We start from the raw sequence: 20979 nt of genomic DNA, 5'->3' as shown, positions 1-20979 counted from the left end.
ATGCCCGCCATTCGAAAACGCATAGCAAGGCAGAACGATGTCGATCAACTGGGATGACCTGAAAGTCGCGCTGGCCATCGCCCGCCACGGCACGCTGAGCGCCGCCGCGCGGGCGATCGGCACCACCCAGCCCACGGTGAGCCGGCGGCTCGACGCCCTGGAACAGCGCCTGCAGGCACAGCTGTTCGACCGCGACGCCCATGGCCTGCGGCCGACGGCGTTGGCGCGCTCGCTGCTCGACGGCCTCGAAAGCATGGACGCGGGCGCCCAATCCGTGGAGCGGCTGGTGGCGGCGCGCGACACCGGCCTGAGCGGCGAGATCCTGGTGACCAGCCTGGACTGGCTGGGCGACGAGGTGATCGCACCGATGCTCGCCCGCTACGCCGCGCGGCATCCGGGCGTGCTGGTCGAACTGATCAACGGCACCCAGGTCTTCAACCTCGCCCGCCGCGAAGCCGACCTGGCGTTTCGCTTCGGCGCGTTTACCCAGGAGAACCTCATCGAGCGGCGCGTCGGCGAAGTCGCCTACGCGCTGTATGCGTCCAATGACTATCTGCGGCGGCACGGCGCGCCGGATGCCGCCAACGGCTACGCCGGCCACCATCTGGTCTACCTCGACCGGGCCGCGGGCGAGGTGCCGCACGAAGCCTGGTTGTCAGGCCTGGCGACGCAGGCCCGCACGGTGCTGCACGTCAACGGCTTGCGCGCCCACCTGGCCGTCGCGCGCGAGGGCGCCGCCATGGCCGTGCTACCTTGCCTTCTGGCTGACCGGGAACCGCTATTGCAGCGGGTGGACGTGCCGCATCCTATGCCGGTCCGGTCCGTGCGCGTGGGCTTTCATTCCGATATGCGCGACAGCCCTCGCATTCGCGCCCTGATCGATCACGTCGTGCAAGAGTTCGACCTGCTGCGCGCAACGCTGAACCCCAACAACCAGGAGCAGCCCTTACGATGATCCGCCGTCCCGCCCCGCCCGCAAGGTTCCTCGCTGCATGCGCCATGCTGGCTTTCACCGCCGTCTGCCAGGCCGAAGCATCCAGAACCTGGCACTTCACCGGCGTCGAACTTGTCGCGGCACTGCAAGGCAAGATGCCCAACCAGTTCCAGGCCGAAGCGCAGAGCCGCCTGTATTCCAGCGCCTACGGGCAAGCCTACATCGCCGGCATCGCCGACCAGACGCAAGGCGCGGCATGGTGCACGAGCACGGGCGTCCTGCCTCACGAGCTGAGCGATCGCGTGTACACGTATCTGTCGGGCCTGCCCGCAGCCCGTTTGAGCGGCAATGCCGGCCCCCTGGTCGGCGAAGCGTTGGCGCAGTCGTTTCCGTGCAAGCAAACGCGCTGATGCTGCGGGCGGACTTCGTTCCTCAATAGGTCCCGATGGGAACCTCGATCTTCAAAGGCGCGCCACCCTTGGCCGGGAGCAGGCGATAGGAGTACAAACCGCCATCGTCGTCGGCCAGTGTCGAATCCTTGCGTTCCACCGCGTAGCGCTGGCCGTTGATCTCAAGCGTGCGCGGAGCGACGGCCTGGGCGTGGTCGGGCACCAGCAGCCCGCCCACCCCGTCGCCGGCATCGCCGAACTCGTAGCCGCTCAGTTCCCCATCCACCCGCAGCAACTGCACGCGCGGCCGGTATGGCGCCGCGTCCAGGTTCCAGCCATTGGTCAGATCGGTTATCCAGGGCCCGGGAATGTCGTAGACGCTACCCAGCTGCTCCTCCGTCACCTCTCCTCCTTCCACCACCAGGCAGCACACCACCTTCCCCGCCTTGTCGTCGTACGCCGCCCAATTGCTGCCGATGGGCGCCGGGCTGGGTAGCATCGAGAAGTGGAACTGCCGCTTGAACTGGCTATCCGATACCTGGCGCCAGCCGCCGATGTTCGGAGTTTGCGCGGGGGATTGCGCCTGGACGGCCATTGCCATCAGGGCGCCGGCGGCCAGCGCGCTTGCTCGGAACAGTAAACGGGTCATCGGTGCCTGCCTGGGACTCATGGGGATCATTGGAAGTGGTGCTTGGGGCTTGGGGCTTGGGCCCTGGCCCTCGCATTAGTCGTTGAGCGTTGGGCCTTGTGCGTTGAGCCTTAGCTCCTGGCCGGCATAGTACCAGCGCCGCTCCGCGTGGCCCCATCGATCGCAACGTCTTGACCACCAGCCCGCTGGCCGCGCGCAATCCTGGCTACTATCCAGGCATGGCCCATCTCATTCCCTCCCAAATCGCCCCCCAGGTCGCCGCGGCCCAAAGCCTCATCGAGCGCCATCTGGGAACCGACCTCGTCGCCATCCACCTGTTCGGTTCCGCCGTGGACGGCGGGTTGCAACCGCACAGCGACATCGACCTGCTCGTCACCGTGACCCGGCCGCCGGACGAGGCCACGCTGCGCGCGCTGGCCGTGGAGCTGTTGGCGATCTCCGCCCCGCCGGGCGCCTCGCCCAGCCTGCGCGCGCTCGAAGTCACCGTGCTGGCGCTTGAACACATCGCGCCCTGGCGCCACCCGGCCCGGCGTGAACTCCAGTTCGGCGAGTGGCTGCGCGCAGACCTGGAGGCAGGCGTCGTGGAACCGCCCATGATGGACCCCGACCTGGCCATACTGCTCACCAAGGCCCGCGGCCATAACATTGCTGTCGTCGGCCAGCAGGCCGACCAGGTATTCGAGGCCGTGCCTCCAGCCGACCTGAGGCGCGCCCTGCTCGACACCGTGGCGCAATGGAATACGCCCGAGGACTGGGCCGGCGAAGAGAAACACATCATCCTCGCGCTGGCGCGCATCTGGTACACGGCCATCTCCGGCGGCATCGCCTCCAAGGCTCAGGCCGCGACGTGGCTGCTGGAGAGGATAGACCCGCCGTACCGCGAGATCCTGGACAAGGCGCGCCGGATCTACCTGGGGCAAGAAGACGACGATCTGGCGCGATACCCGGCCGAGACCGAGGCGTTCATTACCTACGCGCGCCACGCCATCGAGAGGCTTTGAAAACGCCGGGCGGTTCCTGGACGCGTGAACGGCCGGCAGGTCCGAGTGAACGCCTCGACCGCCCTGCCGCCATCAAGGCTTCAGGTCGATTTCCATGCGCACGAAATCGCCGCGATAGGTCACTTCACCCAGGTAGATGACGCGGCGGTCCGGTCCGGTGAACACGCGCCGGACTTCCGCCACCGGCGCATTCACATTGATACCCAAGTGATGTGCGACCTCGACATCGGCGGTCGAGATGGTCAACACCTGGCGGGCGCTGACGATATCCACGGAAGGCATGCCCATCAGAATGGGAATGACCGTTTCCTTGCGAAAACGCGTGGGGTGCTTGGCAAAGATGGCCGCGTCCAGGTAGATGTTGATGACGCAGTACGGCTGCCCATCGCGGGCATGGATACGCCGCATGAAGACGTACTTTTCCGCGGCGACGCCGTCGGCATCGTGCAGCAAGGGCGTGCGCGTCGACTCGTCGATATTGAGTATGGTCGGGTGCGTGTCGCGGTAGACGCTGGACAGGTTCTCCAGCGAGGTCTCGACGCGAAACCAGCGGTTGTCCTGGGGCGCTCCCGTGACGAAGGTGCCGCGCCCCCGTTGCGGTGAAAGCAGGCCGTCGCGGGTCAGCCTTTCGATTGCCTGGCGCACCGTGACCTTGGCCACGTGGAACTCTTCGGCCAGCGCATCGAGCGACGGCAATTTGTCGCCGTTCTTCCAGACGCCCTTCAGGATCCGCTGCCGGAACAGATCCGAAAGTTGGACGTAGAGAGGGGCTTGGGCGGTGTCGAGAATCATGGCGTCAAAGTGTCAGCGACTATATCACGCGCTGCCGGCCGGACTGCGCCGCGCGCGTCCTCAAGAATCAGCGCGGCGCCCTTCTCGCCAATCATGATCGAGGCCGCGTTGGTGTTGGTCGACACCATCCTGGGCATGACCGAAGCATCGACCACCCGCAGGCGCTCGATCCCGCGGACGCGCAAGCGCTCGTCGACCACCGATGCGGCATCGCCGCCCATGCGGCAGGTGCCGGCGGGATGGAAAACGGTGCCCCCTTTGTTGCGGGCGAATTGTTCCAATGCCGCGGCCGTCGTCACATCGTTTCCGGGCAGGTACTCCTCGCCGGTCACCAGGTCGCGAAACGATGGCTGGGCATAGATGTCGCGCAGCATGCGCAAACCCGCGACCAGCACCTTCGCGTCGCGTGGCTCGGTCAGGTAGTTCGAGACGATGCGAGGCGAGGCCAGCGGATCCTTGCTCACGATCTCCACGGCGCCGCGCGAATCGGGCCGGCATTGTGTCGCCGATGCGGAAAAGCCGGAAAAACGGTGCAGCGGGTCGCCAGGCTTGTCGACCGACAGCGGCATGACGTTGAAGAGTATGTCGGCGCGGCCGCCCACCGCATGCTCGGTCGCCGCCAATCCGCCCACCTGGCCCGCGCCGACCGTGAGCGGCCCCCTGCCCTGGAACAGCCACTGCGCTCCCATGCTGGCGAGGCTGAACGGATTGCGCACCGCGTCGTTGAGCGACATGCGCCGCTTCAGCTTGACGATGACGCGCGCCTGGTAATGGTCCTGCAGGTTGCGGCCGACTTCCGGCGAGTGCGCCGCGACGCCGATGCCATGCCTGGCGAGCAGCGCCGCGTCGCCCACGCCGGACAGCTGCAGCACCTGGGGCGATTGCAGCGCGCCCGCGGCAAGCACCACCTCGGCATCCGCCATCGCGCGCTTCAGCTCACCATCCTGCACCCACTCCGCGCCCAGCGCCCGCCCCCCTTCGATCAGGATGCGCGTGACGTGAGCCCCGGTTTCGATCACCAGGTTCGGGCGCGACCGGACCGGACTCAGGAACGCGGTCGCGGCGTCGCAACGCCAGCGGCTGCCCAAGGTCAACTGGTAGGCGCCCACGCCTTCCGATTCCGCGCCGTTGAAGTCGTCATTGCGCCGGCAGCCCGCTTCAACCGCCGCCTCGACCCATGCAGCCGTATAGGGATGGTCGTTGCGCAGGTTGGAGACGCGCAGTTCGCCCGCCGCACCGTGGTATTCGGACTCGCCGCCGTCGTAGCGCTCGGATTTCTTGAAGTATGGCAGCACGTCGCGGTAGCCCCAACCCGTCGCGCCAAGATCAGCCCAGTCGTCGTAGTCCTCATGCTGCCCGCGGATGTACAGCAAGCCGTTGATGACGCTGGAGCCGCCCAGGGCTACCCCGCGCGGCCACAGGATGGCGCGATTGCCGGTCTCGGCCTGGGCTTCCACCGGGAACAGCCGGGAAAAGCGCGGGTCGTAGATGGTCTTGAAGTAACCCACCGGCAACTTGAGCCAAAAATTGTGCGCCGCCGCGCCCGCCTCCAGCAGCAGCACGCGCACGGCGGGATCGCGGCTGAGCCGGTTGGCCAGCACGCATCCGGCGGAGCCGCCGCCGATGACGATGTAGTCAAAGCCTGCGGAAGCCGGAACGCTCATGCCTTGATCGCCTCGAGATAGGCCGTGGGATCGAAGTAGCGCGCGGCGGGCACGGGATTGGCGATATTCCCCGCCTGGGCGAAGAAGTCAGTCACCTGCTGCAGCCACCGGGTCACGGAGCCATCCTCATACTTGGTGCGCCACTCGGCCGTGGAGAAGTACTTGGCCTGCTTGAACTGCGCCTTGAATTCCTCAAGCGGGACGTCCTTGTATTGGGACTTCTGCAGCGTCTCGATCGCCGTATCCGGCGTCTTGACGATGACGTCGTTGGCCTCGCCCCAGGCGGCGATGAGACTACGGATGGCCGGCTTCTGGGCCTCGTAAAAATCGTTCCTGGCTGCCCATCCGCCCATGATGGCTGCCTCCGGATAGAACGCGGAGGCGTCGATCAGCATGCGCGCGTTCGGCACCTTGGACCGGACGACCGTGTCGAACGGAACCCACAGCGCCAGCGCATTGACCGCGCCCGACACGAATGAGGTCACCGCGTCGGCCATGCGTTGGTTGACGATTCTTACGTCCTTGCCCGGGTCGAGCTTGGCCGCGCGCAATGCCCTGTCCAGGAACACGTGGGCGGTCGTGCCCGTCGTCGTCGAAATCTGCTGGCCCTTCAGGTCGGCAACGGTCTTGATCGAATCGTCGCGCACCCAGAGCTGGGCGGTCCCGTACTCGATGTCGTTCACCAGGAAGACCTTGCCCTGGCCCCGGGCCGGGAAGTTCGAAACGACCGCGCCGGTGGCCAGCACATCCAGGCTGCCGCCTATCATGGCCTGGAAGATCTCCAGGCCCGTCGTAAAGACGATGGGTTCCAGTTCCAGGCCATGCTTGGCGTAGCTGCCCATTTGCATGCCCAGCCACAAGTGCCCGTCGACGGCGGGCGTGTGCAGGTAGCCGACGCGCAACTTCTTGCGCGTCTGGCCCATGACCGGGGCGGCGATGCCTGCGATGGATGCGGCTACGCCGGCCTTGAGCAGGGTTCTGCGATTGAGCTTCATGGAGTCTCCTTGTTATGGGCTGCTGACGCGGGCTCAATCGGTCGGTCGGACGGATTGGCGGGCCTGGGCCTGGTACTCGAACATCACCAGTTCCCGGATTTCACGGCTCAACTCGACAAAACGCGGGTCTTCGTGGACCCGCTCCGAGCGGGGGTAGCCGAATGGAACCTCGATCACCTTCCGGACCTTGGAGGGCCGGGCCGTGACCACGACGATCTTCGACGACAGGTAGATGGCTTCGTCCACCGAATGGGTGATCAGCATCACCGTCTTGCCCTCGGTCTGCAGCACTTCCAGCAGCAGGTCCTGCATGGCGGTGCGCGTCTGCGCATCCAGCGCGCCAAAGGGCTCGTCCATCAACAGGAACTGCGGATTGACGGCGTAGGCGCGCGCGATCGCCAGCCGCTGCCGCATGCCGCCGGACAGATGCTTGGGAAAGTGATCGGCGAAATCGGTCAGGCCCATCAGCTTCATGTAGCGCTGGCAGACCTCGGCGCGTTCCTTCGCACCCACTTTGTTGGCCGCGAGCTTCATGCCGAATTCGATGTTGCCGCGGACCGTGAGCCAGGGAAACACGCCGTATTCCTGGAAGATCACGCCGCGGTCCGGTCCGGGCGCCGTGACGGGCTTGCCGTCCAGCGTCACGGCGCCGGCGCTGGGCTGCACGAAGCCGCCAACGATATTCATCAAGGTCGTCTTGCCGCAGCCCGAGGGGCCGATGATGGACACGAACTCGCCGTCCCGGATGTCCAGGGTCACGCCGTCCACCACCCGCATCGGGCCCGTGGCGGTGGGAAAGTCCACCGTGACGTTATCGAAGCGGATCCTGACTTTCGGATCCGCGGCGGGTGCGGCCGAAGAGGTATCCACGCTGCGCAGTTGGGTGCTGATGGTCATGGTCTTGGATGTCCAGGGTCGGTCTCAGGCGATGCGGTCTTGCCAGGCGACCAGGCGCCGGCTTGCGGCCCTGAGGGCCAGGTCCATCAGCATCGCGATGAGGCCGATGCAGATGATCCCGACGTAGATCACGTCCAGCTGGAAGAACGAAGACGCGTTCTGGATGAGCGCCCCGAGCCCCTGCTGGGCCGCGATGAGTTCGGACGCCACCAGCGTTGCCCAGGCCACGCCCAGCGCCACCCGGATGGCGGTCAGGATGTGCGGCACGGTGAGCGGAACGATGATCTTGGTGAAGATCTCCACGTCATTGGCGCCCAGCGTGCGGGCGACCCGCACGAAGATCGGGCTGATCTGCGCGATCCCTTCGTACATCACGATGACGCCCGCAAAGAACGAGGCGTAGAACAGGATGGCGGTCTTGGCCGATTCGCCGATCCCGAAGTAGACGATCACCAGCGGTATCAGCGCGATCGGCGGGAGCGCGCGGAAGAAATTGATGACGGGATCGATGAAGGCCCGCAGCCCGCGATACCAGCCCAGGCAAAAACCAACCGGCACGGCGACGAGGATGCCGAACGTAACCCCGATGAACACGCGGCGGGCCGACATCCAGATGTCCAGCCACAGGCGGTCCTTGGAGAGCTCGATGAACTTTTCGACGACAGCGGCAGGCGAAGGCACGAGCGCGGGACTGACGAGCCCGCTGGCCCTGATGGCCAGCCACAGCCCAAGTATGCATAGCCATGGCGCCGCGATGAGCAGCGGACGCGAGATGAAGGACGGAAGACGCATGGTGTTTATAGAGGGTTAGACCTGAGTTGCAATCCGTAAGTGCTAAACATACTATAGACCAGCACTTAACAACTTAATGCCATGACAAACCCTAATATCAAGCAAGCTTGGGCCCTCGAACCTTTCACGCTGGCGCGCATCGAGGCCTTCGTGCTGCGCTGGCCGGTCAAGCGTCCGGTACAGACCTCGTTCGGCACCATGCTTGACCGCCCCGCCCTGCTGGTGCGGGTGGAAGACGCGGACGGCGCGGTGGGCTGGGGGGAGATCTGGTGCAACTTCCCGGCTTGCGGCGCGGAACACCGCGCCCGCCTGCTTGAAACCGTCGTCGCGCCGCTGCTCATTGGCCAGCCCTGCGCCTCGGCGCAGGCCGCGTTCGACCTCATGAGCGCGCGCACGGCGGTGCTCGCCATCCAATCCGGCGAGCCGGGCCCCATCGCCCAGGTGATCGCGGGCATCGATCTGGCCTTGTGGGACATGCAGTCCCGCCGGGCCGGCGTGCCGCTGTGGCAATTCCTGGGCGGCGCCTCAGGCGTAGTCCGCGTCTATGCAAGCGGCATCAACCCGGACCGTCCGGAAGACACGGTGCTCGCCAAACACGCGGAGGGTTATCGCGCCTTCAAACTCAAGGTGGGCTTCGGCGCGGAGCGGGATCTCGCGAACGTCAAGACGGTTCACGCCTGGCTGCCCGAAGGCAACGAACTCATGCTGGACGCCAATCAGGCCTGGGATCTGGAGGGCGCGCTGAACATGGCCAGCCGCTTGCGCGAATTCACGCCGCGCTGGCTGGAGGAACCGCTGCGCGCGGACCGTCCCGTCTCGGAATGGGCGCAGTTGGCGGAAAAAGCGGGGATTCCGCTTGCTGCAGGAGAGAACCTCATCGGTTCAGATGCCTTCAAGGCGATGATCCAGAGCAGGACGCTGAGCGTGGTGCAGCCGGACCTGGCCAAATGGGGCGGCATTTCCGGCTGCCTGCCCGTCATTGACCGGATCCATGAAGCGGGACTGCGTTATTGCCCGCATTTCCTGGGCGCGGGCGTGGGCCAGCTTGCTTCGGCGCATGTTCTCGCGGCCCGCGGAAAAGCCGGCGGCATGCTTGAAATCGACGCCAACGAGAATCCGCTGCGTGTGGCGCTCAGTCCGGCTTTGAGCGTGATCGTGGAAGGAGAGGCATTGCTCGGAAACGCGCCGGGGCTGGGGGTGGAACCGGATATCGCGCAGTTGCGCGATATCTGCGGCTTGCGTTCATAACCGCCGCCGCTTCCCCTCAGCCGGCCGTGTTCCTCGCAAGGTGCATCTGGAGAAAATCCAGAAAGACCTGGACCTTTTTGGAGTGCCTGCGATTCGGCAGATACGCCGCATGAACGCACACGCTCTGCTCTTGCGGATTGACCTCATAGTCCTCGAAAAGCCGCCGCAGCCGTCCGGCCCGCACGTCCTCCCCGATCAGCCATTCCGCCAGCAACGCAATGCCCAAGCCATCCAGCACGGCTTCGCGCACCATGTCCGAGTTGTTGGCGGCCAGACGCCCCTGCACCTCCACATGCTGCATGTGGCCATCGCCCCGCAGGAACGACCAGCGTTGCGGACCTGCCTGATAGGCGAATCGCGCACAATCGTGCTGCGTCAGCTCTTCTGGCGCCGCAGGCGTGCCGCGCCGCTCCAGGTACGCGTGGCTAGCCACCACATAGCGCCGGTGCTCGGCCAACTTGCGCACGATCAATTGAGGCTGCAAGGCCGGCGTGCCGATGCGGACCGCGACGTCGATCCGCTCCGCGACCAAGTCTACATACGCATCGGATAGCACCAGATCCAGTGAGACGCGCGGATTCTCGCGCAGGAAACCCGATATATGGGGTCCCAGGCAGAGGCGCGCGAAAGTCACCGGCAAGGAAACCCTCAAGGGCCCGACCGCGACAGCCCCGACGTCCGACACGCTGCCGTCGGCCTCCTCCAGATCCGACACGACCCTGGATACCTGCTCAAGGTATGTCGCTCCCGCGTCGGTCAGAGTTACCCGGCGCGTCGACCGGGTCAACAGCGCCGTACCGAGAGACTCCTCCAAGGTATCGATCAGGCGCGTGACGGAAGACGTGGCGACCCCCAGCCGCCGCGCGGTTTTGGAGAATCCCCCGGACTCGGCCACGTCAAGGAAGGCGCGCAAGGCTTGTAGTTTATCCATGGTTATCTTTGCGAAAAACGCAATACTGGATTGCGATATCGACTAATTCATTGATTTCATCGCAAAGACTAATCTGGCTATTCCCTCAACGCAAGGACCTGCGTCATGAAATCCGTCGACATTCAAATCACCTACGACTTCATCTGCCCGTGGTGCTGGATCGGCCATAGCCACCTGAAAACCGCCCTCGCCCAACTGCCGCCGGATACGCCCGTGGCGATCCAGTACGCGCCCTGCGAACTGAACCCCGACATGCCCGAGGACGGCGTGGACCGCAAGACCTATCGCAGCGCCAAGTTCGGCAGCTGGGCCCGTTCCCAGGCGATGGATGCGGAAGCAGCGCTCGCCGGCAAGCGCGCAGGCATCGACTTTCGCTACGACCGCGTGGCCATCACCCCGAACACCCGACTGGCCCATCGGCTGATGTCCTTTGCAGCCGGCAAGGGGGATGCGCATAAGACCGACGCGCTGTTCGCTGCCGTGTTCCATGCCTATTTCAGCGAAGGCCGGAACATCGGCAATGCGGAGGTTCTGGTCGCGCTTGCAAGCCAGGCCGGCTTTGACGCGCAAGAGGTCCGCGACGTCATGGCCACTGCGGCTGGCGAGCGCGAAGTCGCGGCTGGAGAACGGCAGGCGCGGATCGACGGCATCCGGTCCGTGCCCGCCCTGCGCATCGGCGGCTCACTCATCAGCGGCGCACAACCGCCCGCGGTATTCCTGCAAGCCCTCCAACAGGCCGCCGCGCCGGCCGCCAACTGAGCCCCCAACCATGGAACACACCAACATGTCAGCCGCCAGCACGTCGCCTGCCGTCCCTTCCACTCGAACAACCGCCGCCAAGGATCAGGATCCGGCCTCCTCCCCAGGGCTGCCGCTGCGCTTGACCTTCATGCTGGCCAGCAGCGCCGGTCTGTCGGTCGCGTCCCTGTACTACAGCCAGCCCATGCTGGGAGTGCTGGCCCCGGACATCGGCGCCTCTCCCCAGTCGGTCGGACTGCTGCCGACGCTGACCCAGTTGGGCTATGCCCTGGGCATCCTCTTCCTGGCGCCACTGGGCGACCGCCACGACCGGCGCAGGATCATCCTGGCCAAGGCCGCCATCCTGTTCGCCGCGCTGCTGCTGGCGGCTCTGTCGCCCTCTTTGCAGACACTGCTGGCCGCCAGCCTGGCCATCGGCGTGTCCGCAACGATGGCGCAGGACATCGTTCCGGCAGCCGCAACATTGGCGCCAGCCGCGCACCGCGGCAAAATCGTCGGCACAGTGATGACAGGCTTGCTGCTGGGCATCCTGCTGTCCCGGGTAGTCAGCGGCTTCGTTGCCGAGAACTGGGGTTGGCGCGCCATGTTCGCGGTGGCCGCCGCCAGCATCGCGCTCGTAGGCCTGGCCGCAAAGCGCCAGCTCCCGCGCTTCGAGGCCAGCACGCAATTGCCCTACTTCGCGCTGCTGCGATCGCTGGCCGCGCTATGGCAGCAACACGCTGCGCTGCGCCGCGCCACTTGGGCCCAAGGCCTGCTGTCGATCGGCTTCAGCGCCTTCTGGTCCACCTTGGCCATCATGCTGCATGACAAGCCCTTCCACATGGGCGCGGCTGCCGCCGGCGCCTTCGGACTGGCCGGCGCGGCAGGAGCCATGGCCGCTCCCATCGCCGGACGCATCGCCGACCGCCACGGCGCCCCGCTGGTCACCCGTCTAGGCGCAGGTCTGGTCGTCGCGTCCTTCGCCGTCATGGGAGTAGCCCCGTTCATGGCACCCGGCGCGCAGCTAGGGCTGCTGGTCGCCAGCGCCATCGGCTTCGACCTGGGCATACAGGCCGCACTGATCGCTCACCAAACCATCATCTACGGCATCGATGCCAATGCCCGCAGCCGGCTCAACGCGGTGCTGTTTACCGGCATGTTCATCGGCATGGCCATCGGATCGGCATTGGCAGCCTTGCTGTATGCGCAGTTTGGATGGATCGCGGTAACGGTGCTGGCGACGGTCACGGCGTTGGGAGCATTCTTGGTGCGATTGAGGGGATGACCGCAGCGTTCTCATCTCGCGGCTCAAAAAGAAAGAGGCGCCGAGGCGCCTCTTTCATTCACCGCACGACAACAGCGGGATCACTCCCACTCGATGGTCGCAGGCGGCTTGCTCGACACGTCATACACCACACGATTGATGCCGCGCACTTCATTGATGATGCGCGACGACACGCGCGCCAGCAGCGGATGCGGCAGCGGCGCCCAGTCGGCGGTCATGAAGTCGAACGTCTGCACGGCGCGCAGGGCCACGACATATTCGTAGGTGCGGCCGTCGCCCATCACGCCCACCGACTTGACCGGCAGGAACACGGCGAAGGCTTGCGAGGTCAGTTCGTACCAGGTCAGGCCGCTGGCCTCGTCCTTGGTGTTGCGCAGCTCTTCGATGAAGATCGCGTCAGCGCGGCGCAGCAGTTCGGCGTACTCGTGCTTGACTTCGCCCAGGATGCGCACGCCCAGGCCGGGGCCGGGGAACGGGTGGCGGTAGACCATCTGCGGCGGCAGGCCCAGGGCCACGCCGAGCTCGCGGACTTCGTCCTTGAACAGTTCGCGCAGCGGCTCCAGCAGTTGCAGGTTCAGCGTGTCCGGCAGGCCGCCCACGTTGTGGTGCGACTTGATGGAGGTGGCCTTGCCGGTCTTGGCGCCAGCGGATTCGATGACGTCGGGGTAGATCGTGCCCTGGGCCAGCCACTTGGCGCTCTTCTGCTTGCCGGCCTGTTCCTGGAACACTTCGACGAATTCGCGGCCAATGATCTTGCGCTTGGCTTCCGGATCGGCCACGCCGGCCAGCTTGCCCATGAACTGGGCGGTGGCGTCGACGTGGATGATCTTCACGCCCATGTTTTCGGCGAAGGTCTGCATGACCTGCTTGCCTTCGTCCAGGCGCAAGAGGCCGTGGTCGACGAACACGCAGGTGAGCTGGTCGCCGATGGCCTTGTGGATCAGCGCCGCGGCAACCGAGGAGTCCACGCCGCCGGACAGGCCCAGGATGACTTCGTCCGCGCCGACCTGCTCGCGGATGCGGGCAACGGCTTCGGCCACGTAGTCGGGCATGTTCCAGTCGCCTTCGCAGCCGCAGATCTCGTTCACGAAGCGGGCCAGCATGGCCTTGCCCTGGACGGTGTGCGTGACTTCGGGGTGGAACTGGACGGCGTAGAACTTGCGGTCTTCGTCGGCCATGCCGGCGATGGGGCAGGACGGCGTGGAAGCCATCAGCTTGAAGCCCGGGGGCAGCTCGGTGACCTTGTCGCCGTGGCTCATCCAGACCTTCAGCATGCCGTGGCCTTCGGCAGTGGAAAAGTCTTCCAGGCCTTCCAGCAGCTTGGTGTGGCCGTGGGCCCGGACTTCGGCGTAGCCGAATTCGCGATGGTCGGAGAAGCTGACCACGCCGCCCAGTTGCTGCGCCATGGACTGCATGCCGTAGCAGATGCCCAGGACGGGCACGCCCAGCTCGAACACCGCATGCGGCACGCGCATGGAGCCTTCTTCGTAGGCGGAAGCGTGGCTGCCGGACAGGATGATGCCCTTCAAGCCTTGCGCCATCTGGTCGCGCACGAAGGCGTCGTCGACGTCGCCAGGGTGCACTTCGGAGTAGACGCCGGCTTCGCGGACGCGGCGGGCGATCAGCTGGGTGACTTGCGAACCGTAGTCGAGAATGAGGATGCGCTGGTGCATGGAGACTCTACCGGTAAAGAATAAAACCGCAGTAAATAAAACCGCACCGGCAAAACCGCTGATTCATGTTGCGGTTTTGCCGGTGCGCGATGCATGACATTGTAGTTGACTGTACGGATCAGTCGGCGCGGTAGTTGGGCGCTTCCTTGGTGATCTGTACGTCGTGCACGTGGGACTCGCGCACGCCCGCGGAGGTGATCTCCACGAATTCGGTCTTGGTGCGCATGTCGTCGATGGTGGCGCAGCCGCAGTAGCCCATCGAGGCGCGGATGCCGCCAACCAGTTGGTAAATGATGGCCAGCACGCTGCCCTTGTAGGGGACGCGGCCTTCGATGCCTTCGGGAACCAGCTTGTCGGCGTTGTTGGACGGATCCTGGAAGTAACGGTCGGCGGAGCCATCCGTCATGGCGCCCAGGCTGCCCATGCCGCGGTAGGACTTGTACGAACGGCCCTGGAACAGCACGACTTCGCCGGGAGCTTCTTCCGTGCCGGCGAACATGCCGCCCATCATGCAGGCGAAAGCGCCGGCCGCCAGGGCCTTGGCGACGTCGCCCGAGTAACGGATGCCGCCGTCGGCGATCAGGGGCACACCCGTGCCTTCCAGCGCCTTCGCGACTTCGGAGATGGCATGGATCTGCGGCACGCCCACGCCGGCCACGATGCGGGTGGTGCAGATCGAACCGGGGCCGATACCGACCTTGACGCCGTCGGCGCCGTACTCGACCAGCGCGCGCGCGGCGGCGGCGGTGGCGATGTTGCCGCCGATGACTTCAACCTTGGGGTAGTTCTGCTTGACCCAGCGCACGCCTTCCAGCACGCCCTTGGAATGGCCGTGGGCGGTGTCGACGATCAGGACGTCGACGCCAGCCGCAACCAGCTTTTCCACGCGCTCTTCGGTGCCGGCGCCCACGCCGACCGCAGCGCCCACGCGCAGCTGGCCCTGGGCGTCCTTGCTGGCCATCGGGTGTTCGGTGTTCTTGACGATGTCCTTGACCGTGGCCAGGCCGCGCAGTTCAAAGCCGTCGTTCACGATCAGCACGCGCTCCAGGCGGTGCTTGTGCATCAGGGACTGCGCCTCTTCCAGCGTGGCGCCTTCCTTCATGGTGACCAGGCGTTCCTGCGGCGTCATGATGTTGCGCAGGGGCTGGTCCAGGTTTTCTTCGAAGCGCAGGTCGCGGTTGGTCACGATGCCGACCAGCTTGCGCCCTTCGACCACCGGCAGGCCCGAGATGCCATGCTGGCGCTGCAACGCGATGGCGTCGCGCACCTTCATCTGGGGGGTGACGGTGACCGGATCGATCACGATGCCGAATTCGTGGCGCTTGACGCGGGCGACTTCACGGGCCTGGGCGTCAGCGGACAGATTCTTGTGGATGATCCCGATGCCGCCCTCTTGCGCCATGGCAATGGCCAGGCGCGATTCGGTCACGGTGTCCATGGCGGCGGACACGAGCGGGATGTTCAGGGTGATGTTGCGAGTGAGGCGCGTAGCCAGGGAAGTGTCGCGAGGCAAGACCTCGGAATACGCAGGCACCAGCAACACATCGTCGAAGGTGAGCGCTTTTTGTACGAGACGCATGGGTAACTCCGGGCGCAAAGCAAGATTATACGCCGCCTGTGTGTTTTGCCTAGGTGTTGACCCTAGGAAATTTTTGTAGTTCTTTATTTATCAATAACTTACAGCAGGCACTTATTACCCATTTTGCACTGTTTTGTACCGTACTGACTACAGAAGTCCCCCGAAACTCCCCCAGCAGCGCCACACCTCAAACGCCAGCAATACTGTATGTTTGTACAGTTATGTCCTACTTCAAAGATCCCTCACGCAACCCGGGCGGCTGCTGGACCTGCACCCACTTTCACGGCGAAACGTCCGATGAAGGTAGAAGACCTTATTGCCGCAGGGATCCGCGATTCCCTATTTCTCCATCCTTCCCGGACGACGGCTGCTCAAGTTGGCTCAGGGAGCCCGGGGCGGATGATGAAATTAGGCTGTCGAAGGACCGCACCTATTTCGCCACAGCGGTTTTTCCCCTGAAGAGATAGGACAACCACACGCACCATTTTGGCTCACCCGGCTACAATCCTTCGCAAATTCCGTTCTTACAGAGAATAAAAATGATACAAAACATCCCGGCTCTCACCGGAGTCCGCGGGTACGCCGCGCTTTGGGTTGTTCTGATGCACTACACCTGGGGAGGCGGCATGAAAGGCGAGGGCCTGTTCATGCAGATCCTGCTATATGGTTTCTCCGGCGTGATCGTCTTCCTTGTCCTAAGCGGATTCGTGATGGCACACGTCTATCCGGAGTTCCGGAAGTCGGTCAATCTGGGCACCTACGGCAGTTACTTCTACAAACGAGTGGCCCGGATCTATCCGCTGCATCTGGTTACGCTCCTGGCCTTCCTGGCCTTGATGCAGGCCGGGTATCCACTGCGCACGCCCAATGAAACGGCTTTCACTTTCGGCCTGAATTTGCTACTGATCCAGGCCTGGGGCTTCGTTAACCAGTTTTCATGGAATGCGCTGTCCTGGACGATCAGCGTGGAAATGTTCGCCTATATCTGGTTCCCGTTTGCAGCGTTGATCTTGTTCAAGCTGCCCAAGGCGTTCGCCGCCGCAGTCATGGCCGCTATGGTCTGGATCCTGATGAAGATGCCCCATATCGGCCTCTTGCAGGCTGCCGGCGTCGATACGAGCAACATTGTCCTATCCCACGGAAATTTCCTGGTTCAGTTCACATCCGTGTTCATCGCGGGCGTGGCTCTCTACCGCGTCGTGCAGGACATCAACAAGCTCCCTACCCTCGTATCGGATGCGATGGTTGTCGCGGGTATCGGCGTCCTCGGTTACGCCTGCACGGTGCCGTTTCAATCGTGGATCATGACCTGTGGCGCGCTGCTCATCATCGCCGGGCTGCTCTGCGATAAGGGCTTGGGGCGTCTCCTTTTCGGGAATCGGGTTTCCGTGTTCCTGGGCGAGATCTCCTATTCCCTGTACTTGACGCACTTCTTGCTGAACGTGGTCATGTCCAACGAGATTGTGGGCCTGAGATTGGCCGACAAGATTTCGCTGGCCATCTGTACGGCCACAATCTCCTACTACCTGATCGAGCGACCGTCCCGTAACTTCCTGCGCAAGCTAGGCAACAAGAAGAAAACCACCGCCCAAACTGCAGCAGTCCCGGCTACTGCTTAGGCGCCCGCCAGGCGTCTACAACCGCCTGGTGCCGGGCGGCGCACTCGGCATACTGGAACGCCAGTGCGGCATGTGCCAGCGCCAGATCATCCCAGGACGGTGCATCAACGCGCGGGATCGGCGGGCACGGCGCGCTGAGGTTGACGGGCAGCGTTGGCCGCGTCGATGGCTTCGTTGGTTGCGCGCACCCGGCCAGGGTCGCGCACGCAGTCAGCAGGCAAAGGGCGCTGGACAATTTCACGGGTGTACCTCTCGATGACCTGCGGTCGCGTGGCGGCGAGCTGATCAATGCGGGCTTGCAGGTCGCCGGACAGGCCGGCCAGGCGTTCGGCCTCGGCCTTGAATTCCTCCAGGCCGGCCACGCGATGGGCTTCCTGGCACTCGGCCTGCCCGGCGGCGCGCTGGCTGACACCGTACCAGGCGATGGCGCCAGCGGCGCCAGCCAGTACCGTTGCGCCAACGAGGGCCGCCGCGGCGTAGCCCTTCCAGCCGATCAGGATCGAAGGCAGACCCACGTGTCCACCTCCCTGCGCGTAACCAGGCCCGGCAGCGTCATCAGCTTGCCGCCCACCCTACCCTTTACCCAGCGGTCAAGCTCGGCGCAGCCGCCGGCGTAGTCGCCGGAGTTGAATTTACGCCTCATGGTGGACTGTTCCAGATTGCCCGCACCGAGGTTGTAGGTGAAGTCGATGAGCGCGGCGCGCTGCCATTCATTGAGCGGCACGGTGATGAGCCGACGCACCGCGCGGTCAGCCGTTGCCAGGTCCGCGTCACGCCAGGCATCACACTCGGCATTGGTGTAAATCCGTTTCGGATCAATGTCAGGGCCTGTGTGACCGTCGCAGACGGTAAGCGCGCCCACCGGATCGATGTAGGGCTTGCCGCGGACCTTGCCAGGTTCGAAATGCGTAACCAACACGCCAGCAATAGCCACGGCCCCACCAGCGGCCGCGACGAGGATCTTGCGTTTCAGCTCGGCGGGGATCACGCTTCTACCTCTCCCCGTTCACGCCGCATGTCCCGGCGCCACTTCCAAAGCAGATAGGCCGCCTGCAAACCGATGTAGATCAACGTCGCCCACAGCACGGCTGCATTCAGGTCCCAGCCTGACGCGGCGCCGGCGACCACAACAGTTGCGGGTGGCGCGGCCTTGGCGACTTCGGCGCCGATTTCAGTTTGCATCTTGAAGATCCTTTGGGGCATGTCGCCTCCGATGTTGATCCGGCGCGCGGGCACCAATTCCCAGACGCATATCAGTTTCCCGTCAGCGTCCGCATTTCCAGCCAGTCCGTATTGAGAACGTTCCCAGTACCGTTGGTAATCCGGCGCCAGCCGTTGGTCATGACCTTGCTGCCAGCAACGCCAGCCTCTGAGGGGACCGCCAGATAGGCGATATCCCCCGCTTTCCAGGTGGACTGGGCGGGTAGTGCATTGAACCGCCGTGCGAATGTGCCCGTGCGATAGCCGCTCACGGTTATTCCGTCGAGGACATCGACGGGGCAATCCATCGCGTTGACACCTTCCAGGTGCAGGTTCGTGGCCGACCCAGACATCTCAATTGCGACGGGAGGCGCAGACAGAATGTCGCCGGACCCGATGGTCGGGTTCGAGATATCGAGCGTGTAATTGATGCCGGTGATAAGTAGTCCTCGCGTGTCCGCGGTGGGGACAACTGGAGTGGCGCGGCAGTTCTGGACCGACAACCCAACTTGCTTGTACACCAGCAGGCGACCGCCGCCGCCACCGCCTACGATCACCCCACGGCTGAAGCCGCTGAAATGGTTGTTGATGTCGAACGCCTCTTGCATGATCGTGTCGGTGTCAGCTCCCCAAACCATACCGGCGTTGTCCGTCGTATCGCTGCAATAGCCGAGGTTGTCGGCCGCGGTCAGACGATACACATCCGCGCCGTGGCCGGACGCGAAGTAGAAGGCGTACTTAGTGCCGATCAGGTGCGGATTAACGATCAGGTCACCTGTAATCTCGATCTGGTTGCCCAGTACGAAGAGATCCGACAACCCACCATTCCAAGTCGCACTGCTATATAGCCCGATGCCCTTGTGCGTCACCTTACCTGTGCAATTGAGAACAGACTGATTGCGGCGCATACCATCGGGCCCGTGGACCAACCACGCCATCTGACAATAATTCTCAACATGGCAGTTGATCATCTGAATGTTCGAGCCGTGCATCTCGACCGCGACAACCGGCCCGAACCGGCCAGTAGACGGTGTCGGGAACTTGAACCAGCAATCGCGCATAGTGATGTCGTCGCCGAACGCGAAAATGCTGGAATGGTCCTGGCTATCCAAGCCGTTGTTGAGGAAATCGCAGTTGCCGATGTACCCAGTGTTTTTGATGACTGTGCCGGGGCCATTGCGTTGCCCGGTGGCTATGCACGTGACGCCCGGTGAATTGATGACCTGGTTGTTGGTGAAATTGAGGTAGCGCGTGCCGGCATCTACGCCCACACTGGCCACGCTTCCCGACACCATCAACGCCGCGCAGTTGAAACCGTCGAACAGCCCCGCTCCGCGGCCCGGGTTGATCTTGTTGTTCTGACCGTTTATATCGAAGGTAATGCCGTCGATATAGGGGTACTCGACCACCGTATTCGCCGACATCATGTTGAACCACTTCGGGCTGGCGTCGGAGCTTTCGTTGTCAAGCAACTTGAAGATCGTCTTGCCCTTGCCTGCACCCTGGATCCTGACATACGACTTGAAGACCAAACAGCAATACGTCTGGTTCCAGCCTTCCATTGCGATGCGCTGCGACAGGGCCAGGCCGTATGTCCTTGCACTTGCGGTCAGCGGGACTTTCGACGCACTGGCCCAGTCGAACGCGGCTTGGATGCGCGCTGAATCATCGGCCACGCCGTTGCCACGCGCGCCGAAATCATCGATCGACACAAAGCCACGATGATTCAGCTTGTACCGATGGCCGAGCTGGGTCACGATCACGGTGCCCCCGTTGTCGGCGCTCACCCCGTCGGTCGGATCATAGAAGTAGAAGGCCGGGCTTTTGTCACCGCGGGCGTAGTAGCCTATGGCGGTCACATACGGGTTCTTGTCACCGCGCTGGTTGCGCAGCTCGTCGATGGTACTGACGATCCGGGACACGCCGCCCACCAACGCGCTGCCCTGCACAGTGTCCGTCGAGTTGGCCAGCGAGTTGATAAAGGACGCGAGAGCGAGCGCTACCTCAGCCGCAGAGCCTGACGCCGGGATGAGCGTGGTAGGGATTCCCGCCGCGTCGAACCCCAACATCTTGTTGGCCCGCAGGTCCGCTGGGGGTAGCACCGCGCCGGCGCCTGAATCAGAGATGGAGAATTTCAGGGATCGATCAACTTGCTCTTGCAGTTGCTGGATCTGAATAGTGCTGCGGTCCCCCATGTCTTCTACGATCTGGGGGTAAAAGCCGCCGTTGTTCTGGATGTCGGTCGGCTGGGTGTTCGGCAGACCGCCGGTAACCGTCAAGCGCCACGTCGCCGGAAGCGGCGATCCAAGAACGGGATAGCGCACCGTCCCGCCAGGATTCGAATCCTGGTCGGTGTTGAGGGTGACGCTATAGGAAGAATCCAGAAGCAGAGCCTGGTCGGCCCCGGTAGGATCCGTCAGAGTGACGCGCACGTCTTGCTTCTTGAACACCTTGAAGGTGAACGGGAAGTCGATCGTTGCGTCGTTGCCGAAGAACGGCCCCGCCTTGCGGGTGGTAGAGCTGATGGTCATTGGCGCGTCCTCGCGGTACGCGCCAATTCTCAGAGGCTAGGTCATGGGTATGCGCACCCGGG

General features: G+C 64.0%; 21 protein-coding genes. 7 read left to right on the top strand and 14 right to left on the bottom strand.

Translation table 11 applies throughout. The features are described from left to right. The first annotated feature begins 37 nt into the window (after nucleotides 1-37). A complete protein-coding gene (locus HWY37_RS09215; RefSeq protein WP_176088459.1) occupies nucleotides 38-955 on the top strand; it encodes a LysR family transcriptional regulator in 918 nt (305 codons plus the stop codon). Between the two features lie 44 nt (nucleotides 956-999). Next, nucleotides 1000-1344 (top strand): Rap1a/Tai family immunity protein, encoded by a 345-nt coding sequence (locus HWY37_RS09210; protein ID WP_175207998.1) that lies wholly within the window; start codon nucleotides 1000-1002, stop codon nucleotides 1342-1344. 22 nt (nucleotides 1345-1366) lie between these two features. On the opposite strand, the gene HWY37_RS09205 is transcribed toward HWY37_RS09210, so the two are convergent. Then, the gene (locus HWY37_RS09205) at nucleotides 1367-1972 is read right to left on the bottom strand and encodes a hypothetical protein (RefSeq protein WP_175207999.1); all 606 of its coding nucleotides are present in this window, start codon (nucleotides 1970-1972) and stop codon (nucleotides 1367-1369) included. 218 nt (nucleotides 1973-2190) lie between these two features. Between HWY37_RS09205 and HWY37_RS09200 the strand changes: the two genes are divergently transcribed. Beyond that, nucleotides 2191-2973, top strand: coding sequence for an aminoglycoside adenylyltransferase family protein (locus HWY37_RS09200; protein ID WP_176088503.1), 783 nt, complete (start codon nucleotides 2191-2193; stop codon nucleotides 2971-2973). Between the two features lie 72 nt (nucleotides 2974-3045). On the opposite strand, the gene HWY37_RS09195 is transcribed toward HWY37_RS09200, so the two are convergent. Genes HWY37_RS09195 through HWY37_RS09175 form a run of 5 tightly spaced genes read right to left on the bottom strand, consistent with a single transcriptional unit; the run spans nucleotide 3046 to nucleotide 8113 of the window. After that, nucleotides 3046-3765: a GntR family transcriptional regulator gene (locus HWY37_RS09195; protein ID WP_175208000.1), complete on the bottom strand. Its 720-nt coding sequence runs from the start codon at nucleotides 3763-3765 to the stop codon at nucleotides 3046-3048. Continuing rightward, the gene (locus HWY37_RS09190; protein WP_176088458.1) at nucleotides 3762-5429 is read right to left on the bottom strand and encodes a GMC family oxidoreductase; all 1668 of its coding nucleotides are present in this window, start codon (nucleotides 5427-5429) and stop codon (nucleotides 3762-3764) included. Before HWY37_RS09190 ends, HWY37_RS09195 begins: the two co-directional genes overlap by 4 nt. Then, on the bottom strand, nucleotides 5426-6424 hold the full coding sequence (locus tag HWY37_RS09185) for an ABC transporter substrate-binding protein (protein WP_176088457.1): 999 nt from the start codon (nucleotides 6422-6424) through the stop codon (nucleotides 5426-5428). Before HWY37_RS09185 ends, HWY37_RS09190 begins: the two co-directional genes overlap by 4 nt. Before the next feature lie 33 nt (nucleotides 6425-6457). Further along, nucleotides 6458-7321: an ABC transporter ATP-binding protein gene (locus HWY37_RS09180; RefSeq protein ID WP_175208003.1), complete on the bottom strand. Its 864-nt coding sequence runs from the start codon at nucleotides 7319-7321 to the stop codon at nucleotides 6458-6460. Nucleotides 7322-7345: 24 nt separating this feature from the next. Next, the gene (locus HWY37_RS09175) at nucleotides 7346-8113 is read right to left on the bottom strand and encodes an ABC transporter permease (protein WP_175208004.1); all 768 of its coding nucleotides are present in this window, start codon (nucleotides 8111-8113) and stop codon (nucleotides 7346-7348) included. Between the two features lie 81 nt (nucleotides 8114-8194). Between HWY37_RS09175 and HWY37_RS09170 the strand changes: the two genes are divergently transcribed. After that, nucleotides 8195-9361: a mandelate racemase/muconate lactonizing enzyme family protein gene (locus tag HWY37_RS09170; protein ID WP_176088456.1), complete on the top strand. Its 1167-nt coding sequence runs from the start codon at nucleotides 8195-8197 to the stop codon at nucleotides 9359-9361. A 16-nt stretch (nucleotides 9362-9377) separates the two neighbouring features. Here the strand turns inward: HWY37_RS09170 and HWY37_RS09165 are convergent, their stop codons facing one another. Continuing rightward, complete coding sequence (locus tag HWY37_RS09165; RefSeq protein ID WP_176088455.1) at nucleotides 9378-10292, bottom strand: LysR family transcriptional regulator; 915 nt, start codon at nucleotides 10290-10292, stop codon at nucleotides 9378-9380. 105 nt (nucleotides 10293-10397) lie between these two features. Here HWY37_RS09165 and HWY37_RS09160 point away from each other — a divergent pair, with 105 nt between their 5' ends. Beyond that, the gene (locus HWY37_RS09160) at nucleotides 10398-11051 is read left to right on the top strand and encodes a DsbA family oxidoreductase (RefSeq protein WP_176088454.1); all 654 of its coding nucleotides are present in this window, start codon (nucleotides 10398-10400) and stop codon (nucleotides 11049-11051) included. Between the two features lie 25 nt (nucleotides 11052-11076). Continuing rightward, nucleotides 11077-12315, top strand: a complete 1239-nt coding sequence (locus HWY37_RS09155) for an MFS transporter (protein WP_176088502.1) — start codon at nucleotides 11077-11079, stop codon at nucleotides 12313-12315. An 80-nt stretch (nucleotides 12316-12395) separates the two neighbouring features. On the opposite strand, the gene guaA is transcribed toward HWY37_RS09155, so the two are convergent. Both guaA and guaB read right to left on the bottom strand, forming a co-directional pair. Next, entirely contained in the window at nucleotides 12396-13988 is a 1593-nt protein-coding gene (guaA, locus tag HWY37_RS09150) for a glutamine-hydrolyzing GMP synthase (RefSeq protein ID WP_175208008.1), read from the bottom strand. Between the two features lie 118 nt (nucleotides 13989-14106). Then, nucleotides 14107-15567 carry an IMP dehydrogenase gene (gene guaB, locus HWY37_RS09145; RefSeq protein ID WP_059373216.1) on the bottom strand — a complete coding sequence of 487 codons (1461 nt, stop codon included), beginning with the start codon at nucleotides 15565-15567 and terminating at the stop codon, nucleotides 14107-14109. Nucleotides 15568-16106: 539 nt separating this feature from the next. Here guaB and HWY37_RS09140 point away from each other — a divergent pair. After that, complete coding sequence (locus tag HWY37_RS09140; protein WP_176088453.1) at nucleotides 16107-17186, top strand: acyltransferase family protein; 1080 nt, start codon at nucleotides 16107-16109, stop codon at nucleotides 17184-17186. Here the strand turns inward: HWY37_RS09140 and HWY37_RS34880 are convergent. The 5 genes from HWY37_RS34880 to HWY37_RS09120 form a co-directional block, all read right to left on the bottom strand. Further along, nucleotides 17176-17337 carry a hypothetical protein gene (locus HWY37_RS34880; protein ID WP_425485010.1) on the bottom strand — a complete coding sequence of 54 codons (162 nt, stop codon included), beginning with the start codon at nucleotides 17335-17337 and terminating at the stop codon, nucleotides 17176-17178. The genes HWY37_RS09140 and HWY37_RS34880 overlap by 11 nt on opposite strands. Next, nucleotides 17291-17701, bottom strand: coding sequence for a hypothetical protein (locus HWY37_RS09135; RefSeq protein WP_176088452.1), 411 nt, complete (start codon nucleotides 17699-17701; stop codon nucleotides 17291-17293). Before HWY37_RS09135 ends, HWY37_RS34880 begins: the two co-directional genes overlap by 47 nt. Continuing rightward, on the bottom strand, nucleotides 17680-18174 hold the full coding sequence (locus tag HWY37_RS09130) for a lysozyme (protein ID WP_176088451.1): 495 nt from the start codon (nucleotides 18172-18174) through the stop codon (nucleotides 17680-17682). Before HWY37_RS09130 ends, HWY37_RS09135 begins: the two co-directional genes overlap by 22 nt. Continuing rightward, on the bottom strand, nucleotides 18171-18368 hold the full coding sequence (locus tag HWY37_RS09125) for a hypothetical protein (RefSeq protein ID WP_176088450.1): 198 nt from the start codon (nucleotides 18366-18368) through the stop codon (nucleotides 18171-18173). The genes HWY37_RS09130 and HWY37_RS09125 overlap by 4 nt, the downstream gene beginning before the upstream one ends. A 71-nt stretch (nucleotides 18369-18439) precedes the next feature. Next, on the bottom strand, nucleotides 18440-20917 hold the full coding sequence (locus tag HWY37_RS09120) for a hypothetical protein (RefSeq protein ID WP_176088449.1): 2478 nt from the start codon (nucleotides 20915-20917) through the stop codon (nucleotides 18440-18442). Nucleotides 20918-20979: the final 62 nt, after the last annotated feature.

The organism is Achromobacter anxifer (genome assembly GCF_903652925.1).
Lineage (GTDB): Bacteria > Pseudomonadota > Gammaproteobacteria > Burkholderiales > Burkholderiaceae_B > Achromobacter > Achromobacter anxifer.
The sequence above is the reverse complement of the archived record's forward strand: the minus strand, read 5'-3'. Positions and strand labels throughout refer to the sequence as shown.